This is a genomic window from Burkholderia sp. HI4860 (genome assembly GCF_002223045.2).
Taxonomy (GTDB): Bacteria; Pseudomonadota; Gammaproteobacteria; order Burkholderiales; family Burkholderiaceae; genus Burkholderia.
This window is the reverse complement of record NZ_NKFO02000003.1, coordinates 1849635-1867032: the sequence shown is the minus strand read 5'-3', so window position 1 is coordinate 1867032 and position 17398 is coordinate 1849635. Positions and strand designations below refer to the sequence as shown.

Here is a 17398-nt window from a genome sequence, read left to right as displayed (position 1 = left end):
CCGCACCACTTTGGGGAGTCATCGATGGAATTGCGCGCGTTGCGGTACTTCGTCGAGGTGGTTCGCCAGCAGAGCTTCACGGCGGCCGCCGACAAGCTGTTCGTGACCCAGCCGACCATCAGCAAGATGGTGAAGGCGCTGGAAGACGAGATCGGTTCGCCGCTGCTGCTGCGCGACGGCCGGCAGATGGTGCTGACCGACGCGGGGCGGATCGTGTTCCAGCGCGGCCAGGACGTGCTCGCCGCGCAGGCGCAGCTGCAGTCGGAGCTGAACGATCTCGGCACGCTCGGGCGGGGCGAGCTGACGATCGGCATCCCGCCGCTCGGCGGCTCGCTGTTCACGCCGATCATCGCCGCGTACAAGCAGCGCTATCCGAACATCGAGCTGAAGCTGTTCGAGCAGGGCGCGCGGATGATCGAGGCCGCGCTGACGTCGGGAGAACTGGAGCTCGGCGGGCTGCTGGAGCCGGTCGATCCCGGCACCTTCGAACGGCTGCCGATGGTGCGCGCGCCGCTGTGGCTCGTCGCGCCGCGCGAGTCGCGCTGGGAGGATCACGCAGCCGTGCCGCTCGCGGATCTCGCGCGCGAGTCGTTCGTGTTCTACGCGGAAAGCCTCGCGCTGCACGATGCGGTGCTGGACGCATGCCGAAAGGCGGGCTTCACGCCGTCGATCGTGAGCCGCAGCGGCCACTGGGATTTCATGGCCGCGCTCGTGCATGCGGGGGTCGGCATCGCGTTGCTGCCCGAGCCCTATTGCCGGCGGCTCGACGCGGGCCAGTTCACGTGCCGGCCGATCGTCGAGCCGGAGATCACGTGGGCGATCGCACTTGGGTGGCTGAAGAAGGGGTATCTGTCGCACGCGGCGCGTGCGTGGCTCGACGTGGCGCGAGCGACGCTGCCGATCGCGCCGGGTGACGATCTGGCGTTCGGCGGGTTGCGGGCGAGGGAGTGACGTCTGCCGAGGCGGGCTCAACAGCCGCCCGCCGCGCCGTCAATGCCCCATCGCCGGCCCCGCGCCCTTCCTCGGCTTGGTGACCCACACGAGCGCCGCGAGCGCGCCGAACATGAACGCCGACAGCAGGAAAAAGTCGTTGGTCGCCATCATGAAGCCCTGTTGCGTGACGAGCTGGTTGAGCTGCGCATTGGCCGTCTGGCCGACGATGCCGAGCTGCGACAGCGCGCCCTGGTAGTCGGTCGTGCTCTGCGCATACACGCTCACCGATTCCGACAGCCGCGCGTGGTGGTAGATCGCGTCGTTCTCCCAGAACGTCGAGCTGGCCGCCGTGCCGATCGCGCCGGACAGCGTGCGCAGGAAGTTCGACAGCCCCGATGCGCTCGCGAGCCGGTCGTCGGAGATGCTCGACAGCGTGATCGTCGTCATCGGCACGAAGAAGCACGCGACGCCGATCCCCTGCACGAGCCGCGGCAGGATCACGTGGTTGAACGGCACGTCGAGCGTAAACGTCGAATTCCAGATCGACACGCCGGCGAACACGATGAACGCGAAGCTCGCGACCATCCGCAGGTCGAGCCGGTGCATGTTGCGGCCGATCAGCGGCGACAGCACGAGCGCGAGCAGCCCGACCGGCGCGGTCGCGAGGCCGGCCTTGCCGGCCGTGTAGCCCATCACCGTCTGCAGCCACAGCGGGAAGATCACGACCGAGCCGAAGAACGCCATGAAGCCGAACGAGATGATCATCGCGCCGAGCGCGAAGTTGCGGTCCTTGAACAGCGACAGGTCGACCACCGGCTCCTTCTCGGTCGCCTCCCACACGAGCATGAACGCGAGCGACACGACCGCGATCAGCGCGAGCGCGACGATGAACGTCGAGTTGAACCAGTCGCGGTCCTTGCCGAGGTCGAGCATCATCTGCAGGCACGACACGCCGATCACGAGCAGCGCGAGGCCGATCGCGTCGATCCGCTGCTTCGACGTCTTCGTCTCGCGCCCGCGCAGCAGGAAATACGCGCAGGTCGCCGAGAAGATGCCGATCGGCAGGTTGATGTAGAAGATCCACGGCCACGTGTAGTTGTCGCTGATCCAGCCGCCCAGCAACGGGCCGAAGATCGGTGCGACGATCACCGTCATCGCCCATAGCCCGAGCGCGAGCCCGCGCTTCGCGGGCGGGTAGCTTCGCATCAGGATCGTCTGCGACAGCGGCACCATCGGCCCCGACACGAGGCCCTGCAGCAGCCGGAACGCGATCAGCGTCTCGAAGTTGGTCGCGAGGCCGCACAGCGCCGATGCGATCGTGAACGCGAGCACCGACAGCGTAAACAGCCGCACCTCGCCGACCCGCCGCGCGAGCCAGCCGGTGAGCGGCACCGCGATCGCGGACGCCACCGAGTACGACGAGATCACCCAGGTGCCTTCGCTCGTCGCGACGCCGAGGCTGCCGGAAATGGTCGGCACCGCGACGTTCGCGATCGACGTGTCGAGCACTTCCATGAAGGTGCCGAGCGCAAGCCCGACGGTGAGCAACGCGAGCGCACCGCCGGACAACGGCGCGGGTTCGGCGGCGGGGGCGGCGGATGCCGTGGTGGCGGACATCGGAATCTCCTAGACGCGGCGCGCGCGACGCGCCGGCACAAAGCGCGGGTGTGCGCCGCAGCGCCGCCCGGCCGGGTGGAACGGATAAAGGGAAAAGGGGAGCGCGTGCCCTGTCATCTTCTGCCCAGACAGAGAAATAAGCGAGTGCTTAACCTAGACATGGGGTCTCCGCGCACATCAGCCGTCCGCTTCTTCGTCGGGTTTCGGGCAACCGGTCGAACCGGGCCCGTTGGCGATGAAGCGTTGCAGCAGGCCGGTAAGCGTCACGAGCTCGTCGGCCGAGAAACCGTCGAGTTGCGCGTTGAGCGCGTTCGCGATCAGCGACGGCAGCGCACGCGCGGCTTCGGCGCCGCGTTCGGTCAGCGTCAGCTCGATCATCCGGCGGTCCTGCTCGCTGCGCGAGCGGGCGACCAGCCCCTTGCGTTCGAGGCGGTCGAGCATCCGCGTCATCGACCCGCTGTCGTACGACATCTTGCGGGACAGCTCGAACGGCGTGCGCGCATAGCCGCGCGACAGCAGCAGGATCACGCCGATCTGCTGCGCGGTGAGGTCGTGCGGCTCGAGCGCACGGTCCATCCGCTCGACGAGCGCCTGCTTCGCCTTCGACAGGTAGTAGCCGAGGCTCGTTTCCAGCGCGATGTTCTCGGGATCGTAGAGGCCGCCGGTCATGCGATTGCGCGCGCAGCAATAGTGCGTTTCAGATTTGGACGCGCCCAGTATCTTGAAAATTGATTGCATAGTCAATATTATTTGAAGCAACCAGTTACGACGTGCATGTTGCACTGCCGGAGACTATGTTCTGACCGATGCGCCCGCGCTGCGGGCACCCGAGGATGTTCGCGATGCTGTTCCTGAAAAATGCCGCCGGCGCGCTGCGCCGCAACCTGACCGATACCGCTCATCATGCGTTTTCCGGGCCGCACCGCGGCTGGAAGATCGCGCTGTACGTGACGATGCTGGTGGTCCCGGGCGGCTCGCTCGCGGCGCTCGGGTTCGCCTGGTTCGATCATCGCCGGCAGCGCAACGCGAAAGACGGCGCTCGCCGCGCGGGCCAGCCGGCCGCGACGGAGCCGTCGACATGGCGGTCCGCCGCCGAACCGCTGCCGCTGCCCGCGCGCTGCCACTGACCGCTGACCGCGCGCGTCTCCCGCCTGCCTGGCTGCTCCGGCTGAGCGCCGGCCGCGCCCCGCACGGCCGGCGTCGCATCCCCGTCTTCCCGTCAGCTGGCCGTAATGGCCGGTAAACCGGCCGCTCGCGCCGGTAACACATTCCTGTCGCCGCGCGCCGTACCCTTGGGGCTGCGCAGCTTTCCCGCCGTCAGTTACCATTTGTCCGCCAGCGGCACGACGACCGCATCGCGCGACGCCGCTCGCCGGACGTCGCGCCCAGACAGGAAAACCACCATGCCGTACGCCTCCCTCCCGCGCGCCCTTCGCCCGCTGAGCGCCGCCGTCGCCGTCGCGACGGCCGTGCTGCTCGCCGGCTGCGCCGTCGGGCCCGACTATCACCGGCCCGACACGTCGATCCCCGCCGCCTACAAGGAAGCGCCGGCCGGCTGGAAGGTCGCGCAGCCCGCCGACCGCACCGACCGCGGCGCGTGGTGGACGGTCTACAACGATCCGCAGCTCGATGCGCTGATCGGCAGGCTCAACGCGTCGAACCAGACCATCGCGCAATCGGCGGCCGCGTACCGGCAGGCGCGCGCGCTCGTCACCGAGGCGCGTGCCGCGTATTTCCCGACCGTCGGGCTGACCGCGTCGGGCTCGCGCGCCCGCACGCCGCGCACGTCGGTGTCGTCGGGTTCGTCGAGCTTCGGCAGCGGTTCGTCCGGCTCGATCAACAACAGCTACAGCGTCGGCCTCGACGCGAGCTGGGAACCGGACCTGTGGGGCAAGGTGAGTCGCACCGTCAGCGCGCAGCGCGCCAGCGAAGCGGCCGCCGCGGCCGATCTCGCGAACGCGCGGCTGTCGCAGCAGGCGCTGCTCGCGCAAACCTATTTCCAGCTGCGCACGTCCGATGCGCTGCAGAAGCTGCTCGACGACACCGTGAAGTCGTACGAACAGTCGCTGAAACTCACGCAGAACCAGTACGCGCAAGGCGTCGCCGCGCGCGCGGACGTGATCCAGGCGCAAACCCAGCTGCAGAGCGCGCAGGCCGCGTCGATCGACAACGGCGTGGCCCGCGCGCAGTACGAGCACGCGATTGCGACGCTGATCGGCGAACCGGCGTCCACCTTCTCGCTGCCGCCGAATCCGCTCACGGCCGAGCCGCCGGTCACGCCGGTCGACGTGCCGTCCGCGATCCTCGAGCGCCGGCCCGACGTCGCCGCGGCCGAGCGCCGTGCGGCGGCGGCGAACGAGCAGATCGGCGTCGCGATCGCCGCGTTCTTCCCGACGCTCACGCTGTCGGCCACCGGCGGCTTCCAGAGCTCGGTGTGGTCGCAGCTGTTCACGCTGCCGGCGCGCTTCTGGACGGTCGGCCCGCAGCTCGCGGCCACGCTGTTCGACGCCGGGCTGCGCGCCGCGCAAACCGACGCCGCGCGCGCGACCTACGACCAGGACGTCGCCGCGTATCGCCTCGCGGTGCTCACCGCGTTCCAGGACGTCGAGGACAACCTCGCGTCGCAACGCATCCTCGCGCAGGAAATCGACGTGCAGCGGCAGGCGGTCGACAGCGCCCAGCATTCGCTCGCGATCGTCACGAACCAGTACAAGGCCGGCACGGTCGCCTACCTGAACGTGCTGACCGCGCAGACCACCGCGTTCACCGCGCAGCAGAAGCTCGCGACGATCGCGGGGCAGCGGATGACGTCGTCGGTCGGGCTCGTGAAGGCGCTCGGCGGCGGCTGGAACGTGGCTGAGATGACGCGCGAGAACGGCGACGTCGCGGCGCCCGTGCCGGCGTCCGGTGCGGCCGCGCCCGCGGCCACCGCACCGCTCGCGCAGAAGTAGGAAGGAAAGGGCGACGCGCGCGTCAGCGCTGCGCGTCGCCGAAGATCAGCGACACCTCGTTGTTGCCGATCGGATGGCCGAGCAGGTTCAGCAGCCCCGCGAGGTTCGCCTGCTGCTCGGGCGCCGAGTGCGCGGTGCCACGGAACGAGCCCTGGCCCGGGCCGAAGGTGCCGTGGCCATCGAGGAACAGCGGGCCTTGCGTCGTCGACAGGTCGAGATCGGCGCCGGCCCCCTTCGCCTGCAGCACCGCGCGGTACGAACCGAGCGGCTTCACGCGCGAGACGCGCGAACTCATCGAGTCGATCGTCACCGTCAGTTGCCCGAACGCGTTGTTGCCGATCAGGCGCCAGTCGCTCCAGCCGAGCCGCACGTCGCCCTGCAGGTCAAGCGTGTTGAACGGCGTGCCGAGCCCGGCGAGCAGCGACGCCGGCACGGCCATCGTCCCCGCCGACAGCACCGCGCCGCGCCACGTCGCATCGAGCGTGACCGCGTCGGGCATCGCCTCGGTCTGCCGCATGCGCATCTGCACGCGCCCGGTCAGCAGCGGCCAGAAGCGCGTGGTCCATTCGACCCGGCCGGGCAGCAGCGTCGCCGCGCTCTGGTCGGCCCCCGGCGCGAGCATCAGCGTGCCCGAGCCGTGCCACAGCGACCCGTCGGGATCGACGAGATTCACGTGCCCGCCGGTCGCGCGCGCGAACTGCGGCGCGATCCACGCGGCCGGCGCAAGTGCGACGAGCGTCAACGCCGTCGCCAGGCCACCCGCCAGTACCCACGGCAATGCGGTGGCGAGCCGCCTCAATCCCGGCCTCATCGGCCGACCGCCACTTGCGTCGTCCAACTGCGTCATTTCTGCGTAGACGGTTGCATCACGGCCGTCAGGTCGACCTGGCCATCGTCCTTCAGCGCAGTGGCATGCGCCTCGCCGACCTGCACCTTGAACTGCCGGCGCGCATCGTCGAGCCACTGCGTCCACGCCGGGAACGACACGTTCTTCATCTGGATCTGCACGCCGTTGCCGACGATCTGCACCTGCGCGCCCTGCAGCCCGTGATCGGACAGCGACGCGGTCAGCGCGTCCTTCAGCGCGAGGCCGGTCGGTGCCACGCCCTGCGCGGCGGCCGCCAGCGACTTCGCCTCGTTCGCCTGCGCGGTCATCTGCGCCAGCTCGCGGCGCATCGTCGGCAGCTCGCGCTGGATCCGCGCACGCCCTTCCTGCGCGGGCGACCACAGCACCGAATACGCGATCGCGACCGCCAGCACGGCGCCGCCCCAGCCGAGCAGCATCTTTTCGCGCTGGGAGCGCTCGCCCCAGAACTGGGCCAGCGTCTGGTTCAGTTGTTCCGTATTCATGAGCGGCTCCGGATCGTCCATTTGCCCGTATTGCTGTCGACTTCGCCGGACAGTCCGTTACGCGCGAGGCGCTGCGTGAAATCGGGATCGACCTTGACCTCGGGCTTGAAGCCGACGTCGAGCCGCCGGTCGTGATAGTCGAGCGACGCGATGCCGTTCAGCGGCAGCGCGCCCATCGAGCGCGACAGCCCGCTCGCCAGCGCGAGGAAATCGTTCGGCGACAGCTCGCCGGCCGCGAGACGCAACTGGTCGAGCTGGCGCTGCATCTGCGCGGGCGGGTCGAGCACCGTCGTCGTCTTCGGGAATGCGGACAACAGCGTCTCGGTGATCTGCGCGGACAGCGCATCGCGCTCGCGCGACAGCTTCCACCAGTGCAGGTTCATCCCGATCACCGCCACGCCAAGCGTCGCCGCGGCGAGCGCCAGCGGCACGCGCAGACGTTTCACCGTTGCGCGGTCGAAGCGCCACGGCTGCGATTCGAATTCGAACTGGCACAGGTCGAACTTCTCGGTCAGCGCGCGCCGTGCGAACGCGTCGAACGACAGCGGCGCGGCACCCGGCAGCAGCGGGCCGCCGTCGGTGCGGCCGACCGATGCGAGCCGCGGCTCCGCGCCCGGTTCGCCGAGTTCGTACAGTTCGACGTCACCCCCGCCCGCAAGCGCGGCCAGCGTGCCGGCCGCGCGCGACGCGGGCGCCGCGAAGCCTTCGCCGAGCGCATCACGCGCGACCGCGAGTTCGAGGCGCGGCGCACCGGCTGCAGCCGGCAGCGCGCCGGCTTCGACGAGCACCGGTTCGACCGATGCCGCAAGCCCAAGCACCGCAGCCACCGTCGCCGGACGGGCGGGCGGCGCCTCGACGGCGTCCGCAACCACCGCGGCGGCATCGACCTCACTGTCGGCCGGCGCGGCGGTGACGTGCGGCGCCGGCAGGCAGCGGGTCGCGGGCACCGCGCTCAGGTGCCGATGGCCGGCCGCCGTGAACGCATCGCAGATGGTGCGGAACCACGCGCGATCGACGACCGCCAGCACGCGGCGCCCGTCGGGCAGCGGGTCCGGATCGAGCGCGATATGGCAGCCGAGCGGATCCTGGATCAGCTGATCCTCGACGATGTTGGGCAGGGCCTGGCGCAGCTTCGGTCCCTTCAGCGGCGGCACGGTCGCGGCCAGCAGCAGCACGTCGCGCGCGGCGACGATCAGCACGGTCGCGTTCGCGCGCGGCAGCAGCGCAAGCGCGGCGCGGCCGGCGCGCTGCACGTGGCCGGCCTTGTCGACGAGCGTGAACGGCAGCTCGGGCCACTGCCATTCCTGCAACGGCACGGCAGGCTCGCGCGGCGGCAAAGAAACAATCAACGTGCTCACAAGAGCTCCTCTCCCGATTGGCGTCGTTATAGCTGGTCGCGAATGCGCACGACCCGTGTCGAGTGCGTGGTCGGATCACGATACACGAGCGAGGTGCGATCGACCTCCGCGCGTTCGTGCTGGATCCGGCCATGCACGATGAAATAGCTCGAATTGACGTCGATGACGCTCGAGTCGAGCGTCACGTTCGGCGCACCGGCGCCGCGCAGCGCGAGCTGCACGTCGCCGACGTGGCGGAAAAACACGGTCTCGCGGCGCGACACGAGCGCCTGCGCGGACGACACGCTCATCCCCGGCATCAGCGCCGCGATCACCTCGGCCGGCGCCGTGTTCATGTTCACGGGCGTCGTGGTCGGCAACACGGTGACGAACGGGCGCAGCCGCGCGACCATCTCGGGCGTCACGCCGTCGACGTCGAGCAGGCTGTCGACGCCCGTCATCATCAGCGGCGCGGGCCCGCGATCGCCGCCCGTCATGCCGGGATCGTCGGTGAAGCCGCCGCCTTGCTGATCGGTCGTCACCGGCGCGGTGACCGGCGGCGCCGTGCCGCCGCCCGGCAGCGTCGGCATCTGGAAACGCGTCGCCGAATTCAGCAGGCTCGCGCGCACCTGCAGCGCGATGCGCTTCGCGAACGCGCCGTCGTAGCCGAGCGTCGTCAGCAGGCGCTGGAACGCCTGGACCTGCGTGACGTTCAACTGCAGCACGCCGGGCGCCGGCGACGCCACGAGGTTGCGCAGGTTGAACTTCGCCTGCGCGTCCTCGATCGAGCCGGACAGATAGGTGTCTTCGCCGCCGGTCTCGTTGGGCGCACCGATCCGGCCGAGGAAGTCCGACAGTTTCGTCTTCGCGATCGGCACGCCCCAGATGCCGCCGAGATACGTGATGCCGGGCGCCGTATCGCCTTCGGAACGCAGGATCATCCGCGTCCAGTCGAGCGCGCCGCGCGCGACCCACTGCGCCTGCGCGATCACGCGCTGGTTCTCGATCCGGCGGATCTGCACCTGCTGGCGCCACAGCATCCCCGAGACGAGGATCGCCGACAGCGCGACGACCAGCAGCGCGGTGATGATCGCCGCGCCGCGCTGGCGGCCGCGTGCCCGTGCGCGACCGGCGGCGCGGGCAACCAATAATGAGCGGTGGGGGCGCGCGCGCATCGTCATTCCCCGACGAGGAAGATACGCGTGACCGGCACGCGCAGCGACGTCGCGCCGATGCTGACCTGCAGCCCCGTCACCGCGCGTGCGGGCGGCGCGTTGCCGATCTGCGGCACCTTGAGCGCATCGTTGTTCTGCGCGAGCGCGTCGTTGGCCGTCTGCAGGTTGGTGGTCCAGCCCACGCGCGGCACGTACAGCTTCGCGTCGATCGCGCCGACGCCGCCCATCAGCGCGACCCAGCTCCAGCCTTCGACGCTGCTGTCCTTCAGCATGTTGCGCAGCCGGTTCGCGTCGTCGATCGGCGGCGATGCATAGCGCACGACGCGCCCGCCGGCGATCCGGTAGCGCACCACCTGCAGCCGCGGCGCGACGCCCGGCACCTCGAGTTCGCGGACGATCTGCAGCGTATTGCCGGCAACGCCGATCGCCGGCTGGCCGGCCTCGTCGTCGGTCGCGGCGAGCCGCGCGTCGATGCGCATCTGGTCGAACATCTGCGCGAACACGCGCTCGTCTTCCATCGCGGCCGCGACCTTGTCGCGACCGCGCATGATCTGGTCGAGCCCGCGCCATGCGAGGATCGCGACCACCGCGAGGATCGCGATCGCGATCATCAGCTCGATCAGCGTGAAGCCGCGGGCGGGGCGCGCGAGCGGGCGTCGCATCGGCGCGTCAGAGCGGACGGCTGGTTTCATTCGCGACCACCGTCACCATTTGCGCGAGCACGCCGGTTTGCCCGGGCATGCTCACCGAAATCCGCACGCGCCGGAACACCGGGTTGGGCGTGGTGCTCACGCGCTGCGTGCAGACGAGCTGCACGTTGCCTTGCGAGCAGTCGAAGCTCTGTTCGCCGATCTCCGGCCACGCGTGCGTGAGCCGCATCTGCGCGAGCGCGTTGTCGGCGCTCCAGCCGGCGAGCAGCCGGCGATGAAGATCGGACGCGTTGTTCGCCATCGTGCCGACCGCGCGGATCGACGCGGCGAGCGCGACCGCGATGATCGCGAGCGCGACCAGCACCTCGATCATCGTGAAACCGCGCGATGAAGAAACGGAAGAGGGCGGGCGACGACGCATCGTCATTGCACCTCGTAGCGGCCGTTGCCGGTGCCGACGATCGTCGCGCTGCCGACCGCCGAATGCAGCGTCACGCGCACGGGCGTGTCGATGCTCTCGGTACCGAACACGACGCGATTCGCATGCGTGTCCGACCCCGGATAGTCGATGTCGGCGCCCGTGACGCCGCCGTCCCAGTCGCGCGGGCGCAGCAGGTCGTCGCGCAGCGTGCGCCAGCCGTCGGGCGAGCTCACGTCGAAACGGAAGCCGTGCGCGGTCGGCTGCCACGCGATCGGCCGGGCACGCACCTGCGCTTCGTCGCCGGCCGTCTCGAACAGCAGCGCGATGCGCTGCGCTTCCTCGCGCAGGTCGGTGCGCGGATTGCGCGTGAGCGACAGCGACGCGAGCGACACGAGCAACCCCGCGATCACGAGCACGACCAGCATTTCGAGCAGCGTGAAGCCGCGCGCGCGATGACGCCGCGCGCAACGCTTCGCTTGCCCGCCGTCGGCACGCACCGGCGCGGACGAAGCCGCGCCGCGACGCACACGGCAATCGCGGCCGCAGCGGAAGGTCGTGCGAGTGGCGAGCATGAAGAAGGGAACGAAGCGTCGGGCCGGTCAGCGAGCGCTTATTGCCACGAACCGATGTCGGAATCGTTGCCTTCGCCGCCTTCCTTGCCGTCGGCGCCATAGCTGAACACGTCGATCTCGCCGTGCACGCCCGGGTTCAGGTACTTGTAGCCGTTACCCCACGGATCGTTCGGCAGGCGCTCGAGATAGCCGCCGTCCTTCCAGTTGTTCGGGATCGGATCGGTGGACGGCTTCTGGATCAGCGCGTTCAGGCCCTGCTCCTGGGTCGGGTAGCGGCCGTTGTCGAGACGGTACAGCTTGAGCGCCTGCATGATCGTGCCGATGTCCTGCTTCGCGGCGATGCGGCGTGCCTCGTCCGGGCGGCTCATGATCTTCGGCACGATGAGCGCCGCCAGGATCCCGAGGATCGCGACCACCACCATGATCTCGATCAGCGTGAAACCGCGCTGACGACGCACGGCCGCGTTGCGGCGAGTGATCCACGTTTGCATGACTGACTACCTCTTTCCAAAAAATGTCGTTGGTCGGGTGACGCACCCGGCGCATCGGACGATTGCCTGACGGCAACCTTCCGAACCCGCGGGCGCGGAGCACGCATTGTAAGGCGCGCATTGCCGAGGGCTTTCACCCAACGCAAATTTCATATACATCCGTACAATAGCGCGCATGAACGCGCTCTCGATCCGGATCCTCTCCCTAGCCCTCTTCGCAGGTTTGTGCGCGACGGCCACTTACTGGGTCGTCACGCTGTCCGCCCGTGAAGCGCCGCTGCCCGCCGCCGCCGCGCGGCTGCCGATCCGCACCGAGGACGCCGCGGCGCTCTTCGGCGGTCAGCTCGACAAGAATGCCGTGCAGGACATCCACCTGTTCGGCATCCTCGCGCTCGACCACGGCGGCGCCGCGATCATCGGTGTCGGTGGCGAACCGCCGCGTGCCGTGTCGCTCGGCGCGGACGTCACGTCCGGCGCGAAGCTCGCCGAAGTCCGCCCCCGCTCGATCATCGTCGAGCGCAACGGCGCCCGCACCGAAGTCCAGCTGCCCGCCAACACGCCGTCCCCGGCGATCTACGTGCGCTGAAGCCGAAGGCGACGGCCCGACCCGCGGTCAGGCCGTCACTGCACCATGTTGTTCAGCTCGATGATCGGCAGCATCACGGCCAGCACGATCACGAGCACGATGCCGCCCATCGCCAGGATCAGCAGCGGCTCGAGCAGGCTCGTCAGGAACATCGTGCGACGCTCGAGCTCGCGCGCCTCGCCTTCGGCCGCACGATCCAGCATCGTCGTCACGTCACCCGTCGCTTCACCGGAACGGATCAGGTGCACGAGCACCGGCGGAAACGTCTTCACGTTGTTCAGCGCGCGCGACAGTGCGGAGCCTTCGCGCACGCGCACGATCGCGTCGTCGATGTTCGCGCGCATCGCGCGGTTCGACAGCGTCTCGCCGGCCGCCTGCAACGCGCGCAGGATCGGCACGCCCGCCGCTGTGAGGATGCCGAGCGTGCTCGCGAAGCGCACCGTGTTGTAGCCGCGCACGAGCTTGCCCGCGAGCGGCGCGGTGAGCACCCAGCGGTCGAATGCGAGGCGCGGCCCGTCGCGCGACAGCGTCGCCTTCACGAACCACACGACGAGCACGACGGCGATCAGGATCGCCCACCACCAGTGCCGCACGAAATCCGACAGCGCCATCATCACGATCGTCAGCACGGGCAACTGCTGCTTCGTGCTCGCGAACACGTTGACGACCTGCGGCACGACGTAGCTCAGCAGGAACGTGACGATGCCGAAGGCGATCAGCGTGACGATCCCCGGATACGTGAACGCGAGCAGGATCTTCTGCTTCAGCGCGTTGCTCTGCTCGATGTAGTCGGCCAGGCGCGACAGCACGATGCCGAGCTTGCCGGTGTGCTCGCCCGCGGCGACGAGTGCACGATAGATTTCCGGGAAGTCGCGCGGATGCTGGCCCAGCGCATTCGCGAGCGAATGGCCGCCGAGCACCTCGGCGCGGATCGCGGCCATCAGTTCGCGGATGTAGTCGCGCTCGGCCTGCTCGGTCAGCACGCCGAGCGCCTCGTCGAGCGGCAGCCCGGCGATCAAGAGGCTCGCGAGCTGGCGCGTGAGGATCGCCTGTTCGCGCTGCGACAGCTTGCGGCCGAACGCGAGCCGCTGCGACCGCGCCCCGCGCGTCGCGCTGGCGGCCGGCTCGACGACGAGCGGCGTGAGCCCCTGCGTACGCAGCTGGCCGCGCGCGGCACGTGCGCTGTCGGCGTCGATGACGCCTTTCTGCGCGCGTCCCGCCGAATCGATTGCTTCGAAACGGAATGCCGGCATCGCGCTATGCGCCTCCCGTCACGCGCAGCACTTCCTCGAGCGACGTCGCGCCCGACGCGAGCCAGCGCTCGGCGTCGTCGCGCAGCGTGCGCATCCCTTCCGCCCGGCCGGCGGCGAGAATCTCCGCATCGGCCGCGTTGCGGTGGATCAGCGAGCGGATCGACTCGTCGACCAGCAGCAGTTCGTATACGCCGCGCCGGCCCGAATACCCCGAATGCCCGCACTTGTCGCAGCCGACCGGATGCCACACGGTGCGGCCTTCTTCCTGGCGTTCTTCCTTGCAGACGGGGCAGAGCTGCCGCACCAGCCGCTGCGCGAGCACGCCGAGCAGCGACGACGCAAGCAGGTAGGGCTCGACGCCCATGTCGGTCAGGCGCGTGACGGCCGAGGCCGCATCGTTCGTGTGCAGCGTCGCGAGCACGAGGTGGCCCGTCAGCGATGCCTGCACCGCGATCTGCGCGGTTTCGAGGTCGCGGATTTCGCCGATCATGATCACGTCCGGATCCTGGCGCAGGATCGAGCGCAGCGCACGGGCAAAGGTCATCCCGATCCGCTCGTTCACCTGCGTCTGGCCGATACCGCCGAGGTCGTATTCGATCGGGTCCTCGACGGTCATGATGTTCGTCGTCGCGGTTTCGAGCCGCGACATCGACGCATACAGCGTGGTCGTCTTGCCCGAACCCGTCGGGCCCGTGACGAGCACGATGCCGTGCGGGCGCGCGATCAGCTTGTCGAATTGCACGAGCGTGTCGCGGCCCATCCCGAGCGCCTCGAGATTCAGGCGCTGCGCATCCTTTTCCAGCAGACGCAGCACCGCGCGCTCGCCGTGCCCGGTCGGCAGCGTCGACACCCGCACGTCGACCGGCCGGCCGCCGACGCGCAGCGTGATGCGGCCGTCCTGCGGCAGGCGCTTCTCGGCGATGTCGAGCTGCGCCATGATCTTGATCCGCGAGATCAGCGCGCCGTGCAGCGCCTTCTTCGGCCGCACGACGTCGCGCAGCGTGCCGTCGACGCGAAAGCGCACGACCGACGCGTTCTCGAACGGCTCGATGTGGATGTCCGACGCCTGTTCGCGTGCCGCTTGCGTGAGCAGCGCGTTGATCATCCGGATGATCGGCGCGTCGTCTTCCGATTCGAGCAGATCCTCGACTTCGGGGATGTCCTGCATCAGCCGCGACAGGTCGACTTCGCCCTCGACTTCGCCGACCACCTGCGCGGCGCTGCCGTCCTGGCGTGCGTACGCATGGTTGATCGCCTGCGCGAGCTCGTCGGCCGGCACGCGATGCACGGCGATCGAGCCGAAGTTGCGCGCGATTTCCGCGAGCGCGGCGTCACTCGTGCGTTCGCTGATCCACACCTCGAGCGTGTCGTCGAGCTGGTGCGCGATCAGCACCTGGCCGCTCTTCGCGAAGCCGTACGGCAACAGTCGCGCGGCGAGCGGCGACGGCGGCTGCCGTTCGCCCGGCGCGCCGTCGTGAGTGGAAGAGGCGTGCACGTCGCTCACTGCGACGCTCCCGGCGTGGCCGTCAACGGCTGTTGCGGCACGGCTTGTTGCGGCACGCTCTGCGGCTGCGCGGGCGTCGCTTCCGGCAACGGCTGGGCCGGCACCGGCGCGACCTGGCGCTGCAGCTGCTGGCGACGCATCTTGTCGAGATCGAACAGGTTGCCCGCGGCCGTGCCGCCCTGGCTCGGGCCGATTGGCATCGGCGGGACGACCGGATCGTCCTTGTCGCGGATCACGTTGTTGTCCGACTTGTACGCGCCCGTCACACCCTGGATGTAGTCATAGCGGTTGGACGTGACTTCCTGCGCGGTACTGCGATCGGAGATGATCACCGGGCGCAGGAACACCATCAGGTTGGTTTTCGCGCGGATCTTCGATTCGGAACGGAACAGCTGGCCGATCCACGGGATGTCACCGAGCAGCGGCACCTTGCTGTTCGACACCTGGTAGTTGTCCTGCATCAGGCCGCCGAGCACGATGATCTCGCCGTTGTCGGCCAGGATCGTCGACTGGATCGAGCGCTTCGTGAAAGTCGGCCCGGTCTGCGCGCTCGTGGTGCCCGCGACGACCGCCGAGTCCTCGGTGTAGAGCTGCAGCTTCAGGATCCCGCCGTCGGTGATCTGCGGCTTCACGTGCAGCGTCAGGCCGACGTCGCGGCGATCGTAGGTATTGAACGCATTGCTCGTCGTGCCGCTCGTCAGGTTCGAATACGAGCCGGTCGCGATCGGCACGTTCTGGCCGACGACGATCTTCGCTTCCTCGTTGTCGAGCGTGACCAGGTTCGGCGTCGACAGCACGTTCGCGTCGCTCACGCCCGCGAAATACTGCAGCAGCGCACCGAGCCCCTGCACGCCGAACATGTTGTGCAGCCAGCCGATGTTGAGCCCTTGGGTCAGCGAGCCGAGGTTGGCGGCCAGACCGCCTCCGGTGATGCCGCCGGCAGCGTTGGTCACACCGCCCGCCGTCAGGTTGACGATGCTGTTGCCCAGGCCGGCCGTGGGATTCAGGTTCGTGCCGCCGAGGAACTGGCCGCTCGCCACCTGCCACTGGATGCCGAGGTTGCCCTGCGTGTTCGAGTTCAGCTCGACGATCAGCGCCTCGATATAGACCTGCGCACGCCGCGCGTCGAGCTGGTCGATCACCGAGCGCAGGTTCCGGTAAACCGGATCCGACGCGGTGATGATCAGCGAGTTGGTCGCCGCATCGGCCTGGATCATGCCGCCGGGCTGGTTGTCGTCGCCCTTGTCCTTGTCGCCGCCGAGCAGGCCGCCACTGCCGAGCCCGCCGCTGCCGGACGAGCCGCCGTACGACGACGAGGACGACGAGCCGCCGAGGCCGCCCGACGGCAGCGGCGGCGTGCCGGAGGTACCGGTCGAGAAGTTGCCGCTCGACGACGAGCCGCCGTTCTGGTTGAAGCTGTTCGCATCGTTGGACGACGCCGACGAGCCGCTGTCGCTGCCGCTACCCTTGCCGAGCATCCCGCGCAGCGTCTTCGCGAGCTTCACCGCATCGGCGTTGCGCAGCGGCACGACATGCATGTTGCCGGGCACCGCGCTCGGCGCATCGAGCTGCTGCACGAGGCGCTTCGCGGCCGCGAGGCGCGACGCGCTCGACGCGCGCAGCAGCAGCGAGTTGGTGCGCGGGTCGGCCGTGACCGACACCTTCAGCGTCGCGTCGCTGTTGCCGATCGCGCCCGGGTCGAGCATTTTCTGCAACTGCTGGGCGAGGTCGATCGCGTTCGCGTTGCGCAGCGCAACGACCTGCACCTGCGCGCCCGCGGCGCTGTCCACGCCGGCGATGATCTGCGCGATGCGCCGCACGTTGTCAGCGTAGTCGGTCACGACGATCGTGTTGTTCGCCGGGTACGCGGTGACCGTGTTGTTCGGCGAGATCAGCGGCCGCAGCACGGGCAGCAGGTTGTTCGCCGATTCGTTGTGCAGCTCGAACACCTGCGTGATCACCTGGTCGCCGCGCGCCTGCGGCGCATTGCCGACGTAGGTCGGCACGCCCTGCAGTTTCGCGTCGGCCTCGGGCACGACCTTCAGCACGCCGTGATCCTGCACGAGTGCGAAGCCCTGCATGCGCAGCGCCGACTGCAGCGTCTTCAGCGCCTGGTCTTCCGGCACCGGCCGTTCGGCCACGAGGTTGAGCTGCCCCTTCACACGAGGGTCGACGATGATGGTCTTGCCGGTTGCGGCGCCGATCGCCTTGGCGACCTGGTCGATATCCGCATTCACGAAATTGAGCGTGACCTGAGCGTAGGCGGCCTGGGAGACGATGATGCCGGCGACGAGCAGAGTCGTGGCGACACGCCGCATAACGAAGCGATTTCTTGTCATGGATGAATGGGTCGATGCCGGCTCAGGCCACTTCCGGCGGTAGTGCTGGGATCCAAGTCCGAAAGAGGCGACATTAGCAGTTTTTCATGTCCGAAATATCACATTGATCCGAGGACTGTCTCACATACGACATGTGTCCGGCGAATCGTATGCAATCTGTAAGATTCGGCATTATTCTCGGCATGCGGCCGTCGCCCCCGTTTCGAGATGAACCGACAC

Annotated in this window: 17 protein-coding genes; 4 read left to right on the top strand and 13 right to left on the bottom strand. The window is 69.0% G+C overall.

Going from position 1 to position 17398, the window contains the following annotated elements; translation table 11 throughout:
- Positions 1–24 precede the first annotated feature (24 nt).
- Positions 25–951 carry a LysR family transcriptional regulator gene (locus CFB34_RS23910; protein ID WP_089438885.1) on the top strand — a complete coding sequence of 309 codons (927 nt, stop codon included), beginning with the start codon at positions 25–27 and terminating at the stop codon, positions 949–951.
- A 39-nt stretch (positions 952–990) separates the two neighbouring features.
- On the opposite strand, the gene CFB34_RS23905 is transcribed toward CFB34_RS23910, so the two are convergent.
- Entirely contained in the window at positions 991–2550 is a 1560-nt protein-coding gene (locus CFB34_RS23905) for a DHA2 family efflux MFS transporter permease subunit (RefSeq protein WP_089438886.1), read from the bottom strand.
- A 177-nt stretch (positions 2551–2727) separates the two neighbouring features.
- Positions 2728–3219: a MarR family transcriptional regulator gene (locus tag CFB34_RS23900; protein ID WP_089438887.1), complete on the bottom strand. Its 492-nt coding sequence runs from the start codon at positions 3217–3219 to the stop codon at positions 2728–2730.
- Between the two features lie 173 nt (positions 3220–3392).
- Here CFB34_RS23900 and CFB34_RS23895 point away from each other — a divergent pair, with 173 nt between their 5' ends.
- A complete protein-coding gene (locus tag CFB34_RS23895; RefSeq protein WP_089439027.1) occupies positions 3393–3677 on the top strand; it encodes a multidrug ABC transporter ATPase in 285 nt (94 codons plus the stop codon).
- 276 nt (positions 3678–3953) lie between these two features.
- Positions 3954–5501, top strand: a complete 1548-nt coding sequence (locus CFB34_RS23890; protein ID WP_089438888.1) for an efflux transporter outer membrane subunit — start codon at positions 3954–3956, stop codon at positions 5499–5501.
- Positions 5502–5523: 22 nt separating this feature from the next.
- Here CFB34_RS23890 and CFB34_RS23885 read toward each other — a convergent pair whose 3' ends face one another.
- Genes CFB34_RS23885 through gspG form a run of 8 tightly spaced genes read right to left on the bottom strand, consistent with a single transcriptional unit; the run spans position 5524 to position 11497 of the window.
- The gene (locus CFB34_RS23885) at positions 5524–6312 is read right to left on the bottom strand and encodes a type II secretion system protein N (protein ID WP_089438889.1); all 789 of its coding nucleotides are present in this window, start codon (positions 6310–6312) and stop codon (positions 5524–5526) included.
- 32 nt (positions 6313–6344) lie between these two features.
- Positions 6345–6851, bottom strand: a complete 507-nt coding sequence (locus CFB34_RS23880; protein ID WP_089439028.1) for a type II secretion system protein M — start codon at positions 6849–6851, stop codon at positions 6345–6347.
- Positions 6848–8209, bottom strand: coding sequence for a type II secretion system protein GspL (gspL, locus tag CFB34_RS23875; protein ID WP_089438890.1), 1362 nt, complete (start codon positions 8207–8209; stop codon positions 6848–6850). The genes CFB34_RS23880 and gspL overlap by 4 nt, the downstream gene beginning before the upstream one ends.
- 26 nt (positions 8210–8235) lie before the next feature.
- The gene (gene gspK / locus CFB34_RS23870) at positions 8236–9363 is read right to left on the bottom strand and encodes a type II secretion system minor pseudopilin GspK (protein WP_089438891.1); all 1128 of its coding nucleotides are present in this window, start codon (positions 9361–9363) and stop codon (positions 8236–8238) included.
- 2 nt (positions 9364–9365) lie between these two features.
- Positions 9366–10055: a prepilin-type N-terminal cleavage/methylation domain-containing protein gene (locus CFB34_RS23865; protein ID WP_081421161.1), complete on the bottom strand. Its 690-nt coding sequence runs from the start codon at positions 10053–10055 to the stop codon at positions 9366–9368.
- Complete coding sequence (gene gspI, locus CFB34_RS23860) at positions 10033–10440, bottom strand: type II secretion system minor pseudopilin GspI (protein WP_089438892.1); 408 nt, start codon at positions 10438–10440, stop codon at positions 10033–10035. Before gspI ends, CFB34_RS23865 begins: the two co-directional genes overlap by 23 nt.
- Positions 10437–11006 (bottom strand): GspH/FimT family pseudopilin, encoded by a 570-nt coding sequence (locus CFB34_RS23855; RefSeq protein WP_089438893.1) that lies wholly within the window; start codon positions 11004–11006, stop codon positions 10437–10439. The genes gspI and CFB34_RS23855 overlap by 4 nt, the downstream gene beginning before the upstream one ends.
- Before the next feature lie 38 nt (positions 11007–11044).
- Positions 11045–11497 (bottom strand): type II secretion system major pseudopilin GspG, encoded by a 453-nt coding sequence (gspG, locus tag CFB34_RS23850; RefSeq protein WP_089438894.1) that lies wholly within the window; start codon positions 11495–11497, stop codon positions 11045–11047.
- A 175-nt stretch (positions 11498–11672) separates the two neighbouring features.
- Between gspG and CFB34_RS23845 the strand changes: the two genes are divergently transcribed.
- Positions 11673–12083, top strand: a complete 411-nt coding sequence (locus CFB34_RS23845; RefSeq protein WP_039351532.1) for a type II secretion system protein N — start codon at positions 11673–11675, stop codon at positions 12081–12083.
- Between the two features lie 35 nt (positions 12084–12118).
- On the opposite strand, the gene gspF is transcribed toward CFB34_RS23845, so the two are convergent.
- The 3 genes from gspF to gspD are packed head-to-tail and all read right to left on the bottom strand — an operon-like array spanning position 12119 to position 17179.
- On the bottom strand, positions 12119–13336 hold the full coding sequence (gene gspF / locus CFB34_RS23840; protein WP_069246748.1) for a type II secretion system inner membrane protein GspF: 1218 nt from the start codon (positions 13334–13336) through the stop codon (positions 12119–12121).
- A gap of 4 nt (positions 13337–13340) precedes the next feature.
- Entirely contained in the window at positions 13341–14840 is a 1500-nt protein-coding gene (gene gspE / locus CFB34_RS23835) for a type II secretion system ATPase GspE (protein ID WP_089438895.1), read from the bottom strand.
- Positions 14837–17179, bottom strand: coding sequence for a type II secretion system secretin GspD (gspD, locus tag CFB34_RS23830; RefSeq protein ID WP_089438896.1), 2343 nt, complete (start codon positions 17177–17179; stop codon positions 14837–14839). The genes gspE and gspD overlap by 4 nt, the downstream gene beginning before the upstream one ends.
- Positions 17180–17398 lie beyond the last annotated feature (219 nt).

Coding starts and splice junctions, on each gene's coding strand:
- gspK (WP_089438891.1), bottom strand. CDS start 9,363: ATGCGCGCGCGCCCCCACCGCTCATTATTGGTTGCCCGCGCCGCCGGT.
- CFB34_RS23890 (WP_089438888.1), top strand. CDS start 3,954: ATGCCGTACGCCTCCCTCCCGCGCGCCCTTCGCCCGCTGAGCGCCGCC.
- gspD (WP_089438896.1), bottom strand. CDS start 17,179: ATGACAAGAAATCGCTTCGTTATGCGGCGTGTCGCCACGACTCTGCTC.
- gspF (WP_069246748.1), bottom strand. CDS start 13,336: ATGCCGGCATTCCGTTTCGAAGCAATCGATTCGGCGGGACGCGCGCAG.
- CFB34_RS23845 (WP_039351532.1), top strand. CDS start 11,673: ATGAACGCGCTCTCGATCCGGATCCTCTCCCTAGCCCTCTTCGCAGGT.
- CFB34_RS23910 (WP_089438885.1), top strand. CDS start 25: ATGGAATTGCGCGCGTTGCGGTACTTCGTCGAGGTGGTTCGCCAGCAG.
- CFB34_RS23895 (WP_089439027.1), top strand. CDS start 3,393: ATGCTGTTCCTGAAAAATGCCGCCGGCGCGCTGCGCCGCAACCTGACC.
- CFB34_RS23905 (WP_089438886.1), bottom strand. CDS start 2,550: ATGTCCGCCACCACGGCATCCGCCGCCCCCGCCGCCGAACCCGCGCCG.
- CFB34_RS23885 (WP_089438889.1), bottom strand. CDS start 6,312: ATGAGGCCGGGATTGAGGCGGCTCGCCACCGCATTGCCGTGGGTACTG.
- CFB34_RS23880 (WP_089439028.1), bottom strand. CDS start 6,851: ATGAATACGGAACAACTGAACCAGACGCTGGCCCAGTTCTGGGGCGAG.
- gspG (WP_089438894.1), bottom strand. CDS start 11,497: ATGCAAACGTGGATCACTCGCCGCAACGCGGCCGTGCGTCGTCAGCGC.
- CFB34_RS23900 (WP_089438887.1), bottom strand. CDS start 3,219: ATGACCGGCGGCCTCTACGATCCCGAGAACATCGCGCTGGAAACGAGC.
- CFB34_RS23855 (WP_089438893.1), bottom strand. CDS start 11,006: ATGCTCGCCACTCGCACGACCTTCCGCTGCGGCCGCGATTGCCGTGTG.
- gspI (WP_089438892.1), bottom strand. CDS start 10,440: ATGACGATGCGTCGTCGCCCGCCCTCTTCCGTTTCTTCATCGCGCGGT.
- CFB34_RS23865 (WP_081421161.1), bottom strand. CDS start 10,055: ATGAAACCAGCCGTCCGCTCTGACGCGCCGATGCGACGCCCGCTCGCG.